Source organism: Pseudomonas sp. AIG, assembly GCF_977020205.1.
On record NZ_CDROCK010000168.1, the window covers coordinates 1 to 264 of the forward strand.

The window sequence follows — 264 nt, forward strand, 5'->3', positions numbered from 1 at the left end:
TTGAAATCTTTGACGGCACGGTCTCCAAAGGTCAGGCAACGGCACATGCCACAACTGGTGTCTGGACGCTGCTCGTCAGCGCCCTGGCTGTGGCAGCGCACAGCTTTACCGTCAAGGCTTTGTACGGCTCCGGCGCCGTGTCGGCAGCCAGAACACTGACCGTGAAGCAAATTATTGTCGAAGACTTTGAAACGACTCCATTAATAAGGTTGACCAACGTCGGACAAACCGTAGAAACCGGAAAGTTCACCCTCATAGCACGTC

At 54.2% G+C, this 264-nt stretch carries 1 pseudogene; it reads left to right on the top strand.

The window, feature by feature from the left end:
* Positions 1-264: pseudogene (locus ACWR1S_RS30985) on the top strand (Ig-like domain-containing protein); the annotation flags it as partial.